Source organism: Phytobacter sp. V69 (genome assembly GCF_965644215.1).
Classification (GTDB): domain Bacteria; phylum Pseudomonadota; class Gammaproteobacteria; order Enterobacterales; family Enterobacteriaceae; genus Phytobacter.
The window spans coordinates 1-5190 of record NZ_CBFFRL010000265.1; the positions used below are offsets into that span (position 1 = coordinate 1).

The 5190-nt window shown below is 48.1% G+C and carries 5 protein-coding genes and 2 pseudogenes; 2 read left to right on the plus strand and 5 right to left on the minus strand.

Annotated elements, in window-relative coordinates; genetic code table 11:
• Nucleotides 1-34: 34 nt before the first annotated feature.
• The 4 genes and pseudogenes from nadS to ACSZPU_RS23120 all read right to left on the minus strand — a co-directional run bounded on the left by nadS (nt 35) and on the right by ACSZPU_RS23120 (nt 2425).
• A complete protein-coding gene (gene nadS / locus ACSZPU_RS23105) occupies nt 35-244 on the minus strand; it encodes a NadS family protein (protein ID WP_499003623.1) in 210 nt (69 codons plus the stop codon).
• Between the two features lie 34 nt (nt 245-278).
• Nucleotides 279-480 (minus strand): annotated as a pseudogene (locus ACSZPU_RS23110) (type II toxin-antitoxin system RelE/ParE family toxin); the annotation flags it as partial.
• Between the two features lie 60 nt (nt 481-540).
• Entirely contained in the window at nt 541-2109 is a 1569-nt protein-coding gene (locus ACSZPU_RS23115) for a relaxase family protein (protein WP_499003627.1), read from the minus strand.
• A complete protein-coding gene (locus ACSZPU_RS23120) occupies nt 2099-2425 on the minus strand; it encodes a MobC family plasmid mobilization relaxosome protein (protein WP_499003630.1) in 327 nt (108 codons plus the stop codon). The genes ACSZPU_RS23115 and ACSZPU_RS23120 overlap by 11 nt, the downstream gene beginning before the upstream one ends.
• Nucleotides 2426-2701: 276 nt before the next feature.
• Between ACSZPU_RS23120 and ACSZPU_RS23125 the strand changes: the two are divergent.
• Together ACSZPU_RS23125 and ACSZPU_RS23130 are read left to right on the plus strand one after the other, a co-directional pair.
• Nucleotides 2702-2809, plus strand: a pseudogene (locus ACSZPU_RS23125) (IS30 family transposase); the annotation flags it as partial.
• Between the two features lie 135 nt (nt 2810-2944).
• Complete coding sequence (locus tag ACSZPU_RS23130; protein WP_499003633.1) at nt 2945-4543, plus strand: methyl-accepting chemotaxis protein; 1599 nt, start codon at nt 2945-2947, stop codon at nt 4541-4543.
• A 23-nt stretch (nt 4544-4566) separates the two neighbouring features.
• Here the strand turns inward: ACSZPU_RS23130 and ACSZPU_RS23135 are convergent.
• Nucleotides 4567-5190, minus strand: a 624-nt coding sequence (locus tag ACSZPU_RS23135; RefSeq protein WP_499003638.1) for a replication initiation protein, incomplete at its 5' end; no start/stop codon positions are given.

Genomic DNA, 5190 nt, shown 5'->3' on the forward strand with positions numbered 1-5190 from the left:
GGCCTCGCCTGTCGAATCCTTCTGTCACAACGGCTTAGTGCGCCGCCAGCGCCTGGAAGAATTTCGGGTTAGCCTGGGTGGTTGCCAGCACCTTCGCCATCTCACTCTGTGAAACGTTCAGCTGTACCCTGATCGCCTTCACGTCTGCCAGCGCGTAACGGGTGACGCGGGCGGGCGCTCTGACGCCATTTTTGATTTCAACGGCTTCTTCCAGCGATGCATTCAGCTCGTCAAAAAAACGCATGTCACACCTCGTCTTTCAGTTGCTGGGGCTGGGAGATAACCCTCGCGTTGCCGCTTTTTCCCTGGTTGCCCGTCGCCATCCTGATTTTGCGCAGCCCCCGGTTTTCTGGATGAGATCGCCTTTGTCCGGCGACTCAATCAGCGTCTTTTGCAGCTCCCTGAGCGCTTCATCCGTGGCGATCTGTTTATCTGACGGGTAAACATCGGGGTCTCGATAAACTCAATCGCGTGACTCACGGCTGCCTCCTGTGCTTATTGGAGTACACAGTACGCTTAGCTCTGATTCCGGAAAAGCGGTCACATCGAGGGGCCATAGTAGCGGGTCGGTTTTTTATGCGGCTCCGGATCTGGCTTCTGCTCACGCAGCTTCTCGGCGTAGGCGCGGTCGTGCTGCCTGATCAACGCATCAAGCGGCTGACGTTCCTGCTCAAGCTCTCGACCTGCGCGCGCAAGCTGTCCACCTGACTGCTCAAGTGCTGACACACCCGGTCGCTGTGCGTCAGCGCCTGTGAGGTAGCCTCGAACATATGCTGCAAGCTGCTGTAGCTGTCCTGCCACGCCTGCTGCTGTTGCTCGTAGCTTCTCTGTAAGCTCTCTAAGGCGCTCAGAAGCTGTTTTTCCATCTCGGTCATGGTTTTGGTCGTCCTCAGTGTTAAAAACGCGCTGTGGCGTTTCAGGGCGCTCTGGCGGGATTATTTTGCCGTGTATTTCACCACGGTGTTGTCGGTCGTCGACGTGTAGGTTTCCACGCCATGCGCCTGCTTCGGCAGCACCACCAGGTAGGTGTTCCGGCGCGTATCGTCGCTGTAAATCGTAACGCCCGCGCCGCTTTTCGCTTTCAGGCTCGCCAGCTGCTGGCTGTAGCTGTCCATCTCGTTCAGGCGTGAGGTGATGATCGTGCCCTGAAACCAGATTATCCCGCCCATGATGCCGATCAGCAGCGCGAAGCAGAGGAATATCCACGCCATCGCCGTTGAGACTGACTTCCTGAGCATGCCCGTCAGCCTGCCGTTCTGCTCGTGGATAGCGTTGCTGATGCTCTGCGAGCTTGATTGCAGTTCCGCGCTGATAGACGTCTCCAGCCTCGCGAACTCGCGCTTCACGCTCTGCTCGGTATCCTGCGCCTGCTGCTTCGATTTCTCCTCGAAGCCCTTCGCCAAATTTAAAATCTCGCTCATAAATCATTCCTTTCAGCCGGATATTTCGGCCGCCGTCCGGATCGGCAATGCTGATGCTGCTTTTCGTTTCCCGCGCCACGGTCAGGCCGTAGCTTTCCAGCTGCGTCACCACGTCCTGCCGGCTGCGGATCACCCCCTGCTGCATCAGGTTCATCAGGCCAGCGGTGATTTTCTCTGCCGCCTGCTGTTTGTCGCGGGGCAGATCGCTGGCCTGCGTCAGCGGACGGCGGTAGGTCGGGTCATTCGGGTCGCGCAGCCCCAGCCGGTCGTTGGTCAGGGTCTGCCAGGCGTTGACGCGGGGACGGTCGGCGCGGTCAAAGTAGGGTTGCAGGCGTTTTCCACTCTGCAATTCGATGTTCGGGATGACAAAATTCAGCTCAAGCCGTCCCTTGTCTCGATGCTCTACCCACAGGCAGGCGTACTGGTCGCGGTCGAGACCGGTCAGCAGCGTGTGCTCCCATTCGTCCATCAGGTGCGATTTCTCCGCGTCTGCAATGTCCGGCTCCTGGAATGACAGCACGCCGGAAGTGTAGGCGCGGGCAAAGTCGCAGCCGTCGATAAGCTCCCATACGTGCTCAGGGTTACCGCGAAGTAAGCGGGCCTGTTCGCGCTTACGGTCTTTTCCCAGCAGATAGTCCACCGGCCCGCTGCCCGAACCCGCGCCCCGCGAATGAATTTTAACGATCACGGTTCTGCTCCAGCAGGTCGCCAAGCCGCCGGTCAAGGCTGGTCAGTACGACAAGCAGCGAGGCACGTTCAGCAGGCGTCAGGGGATCAGACTGGTTCAGGCGGCGGGCTATCTGGTTCAGGTTATTGCCAATCCCGCTGACCTGTCGCAGCAGTTCGGGCGCCACGTCGGGAACACGGCGCTTGCGTGAGGTGTGTTCACCCAGACCAAGCTGAAGCAGCCACTCCGCAAGGTGAGTCCGGTCGCAGCGATCACGCAGTCGCTGATGTTCACTTTCGGTGAGCCGGATTTTGATCTCTTTCGTTCGCTTTTCCATAGGATCCACTGAGAAAAAATTCTCACGGTGGTGCGAATTTTTTCTCAGTGGATGCCGGGGGTTTCGGGGGGCGGCGAGCCCCCTGAAACAGTCACGGTGGCACCTCGTCAGAGGGGACGCTGTGTGTACTGGCTTAAGGTACGGTGCAGTATGCCAGATTCTGTACTTGCTGCAAAAAAAACAGCCCTCTGCTGGAGAGGGCTGTTATCTGATATAGGCTTGTTTAGTGCCACATCAATAATGATAGGTAACGGATGTTGGTTCACTGGAGAGTTAGAAGAAGACTTAGGAGCTAACAGCGGTGCGTTGAACAGCAGGCCGCGCAAGTGTCTGGGGTTTAGACAACCCACGGTGGTGTTTGCAGAGCTAAGCCGGCAGTCTTAGCTCTGCACTTCGGACTTGAATCTGCCGGAGATATTTTTAACAAAAATGAGACAAAAAACACATTTATATATACAAAAATAAAAAAAAATCCTTATGGGAACACAACAAAATGTATTAATAAAAAAGGAATAAACAATGAACATAACAAAAAAATTATATTTATCATTCTCACTTATATCTATATTTCTTATTCTTTCTGTTTTAGGAGCAAGAATAACAATGGATCATTTAAACTCAAGATTCGATTACATAAAAAACAACATTATAGAATCGATAATATCTCTATCTGAAATGAGAGCCAGTGCCGATGAACTTATCATATGGATGTACCGACATCATAGCACTGAAATACAAACAAACAGAAAAGTAGCAGAGGATAACATTAGAAATATCATCACAAAATTGAGCACCAATACCGAATTACAAATTAAAAACTACACGACAAACAATGATGATAAAAAAAACCTAGAAGATGCAGCAATAAAAATAAATATAATTAAGGATCAACTACCTAACTTCATAAATGATTTCACACAAATTAATAGTGATGAGGTTATTAATGAAACACTTGCTAATAACGGGATTGGAAAATTAACCAATGAGATCATCAACACATATAAAAAAACAATCAAATCAAAAATAGAAGAAGCAAACGAAGAAAACCTAAAGAGTAAAAATAATTACAAAAACACAACGCTAATAATGATAACCTCATCCATAATGATAATAATATTATTGGGTTTTTTAGCCTTTAAGACAACAAATAGTATTCATAAAGACCTTAACTCCATAAAAAACATTATTGAGGAATCAAATGTAAATTTAAATCTTACTCTGCGAGCCAATGAAAAAAAAACGGATGAAATAGGGCTTACAGCAAAAGCGTTCAATTCATTGATGGATAAAATTATCACTTCGCTTTCAAGAGTTAGCAATTCATCTAATGAAGTAAGCTCTGCTTCTTTGCAAATATCAGCAGGAAACGAAAGTTTATCATCGCGAACAGAAGAACAAGCAGCATCACTAGAACAGATAGCCTCTAGCATGTCTGAACTGACTGATACCGTACAGCAAACTGCCGAAAACACTAAATTAGCAAGTAATCTATCACAAAAGGCACTCACTATTTCGGATGAAAACTCTAACGAAGCTAGGAATTTAATGAAAACAATGTTAGACATAAAGAATAGTGCTGAAAAAGTATATAATGTTGTTTCAATCATAGATGGTATAGCTTTTCAAACTAACATTCTTGCCCTTAACGCAGCAGTTGAAGCTGCCAGAGCTGGAGAGCAAGGAAAGGGGTTTGCCGTAGTCGCAGGGGAAGTTAGAAATCTCGCACAAAAATCAGCGGTTTCAGCCAGGGAAATAAAATCATTAGTTGAAATGGCAATGTCATTATTTGAGGTGGGAGCAGTGCAATCAAAACAAGTAGAAGACAATATACTAAAAATAAACAATTCCATTCGTGAAATATCATCCTTATCTGATGATATATCCATTGCAAGCAATGAACAAAGCATGGGTATAAATCAAATACACAAAGCAGTAAGTCAACTGGATGATGTAACACAACAAAACTCTGCGCTCGTTGAAGAATCTGCATCAGCATCTAACGCTTTAATGAACCAAGCTACAATGCTTAATGATTTAATTAACGAGTTTATAATAACTCCCACCACCATTAATTCATTTAAAAATGAAACATTTAAATTAACAAATGAAATAAATTAAATCATTTACATCCTCCCCATCCTTTAGGAGGGGGAGGATGTAAATAAGCGTTTTTTTCTAAAAAAAGTTCTACGACTAACCCCCTGTTCGACCCAAGGATCACCTAAACTTGGCCGTCCTCCACCTTTACTAACACACCCACCTTTTCGACCTCTTTTTATTTGAACTTCTCTTTTATGTGTATTTAATACATAGCTATTGAATGATAACTCATCGAAATTTTTTATAGTCCAATTAGCTATACTCTTAGATACACTCATCACTTCATTTTTATCCAGCGGCGCGGCAAATTGCAGGTTATAGGCGATGGCTCGTTCATAACAGGCTTGCAGCCACTGGTCATACTCCGGCCAGCCCTGACGGATGGCGCGGTATGCCCATTTGCGGGTTTTGTCGAACAGGGTGCAGTTACGGCCCAGGCCGTAGTCGGCAACGATTTCTTTATCGTTCGCCGCGCTCAGGTCGAGAAAGTCGGCCAGCCAGTCCAGCGTGTAGAGTTCCGGCTGCCATACAGCGATTTTCCAGTGGCCGTGGTTCGGATTTTTGCAGATGAGTCCCGAATACCCCGCATCAGCCTCTAATTTTTTACGTAGCGCGTTCTCCACGGCGGCGGCGTAGCGCAGCGGCTTCATTTTTCCGTCCGGCGC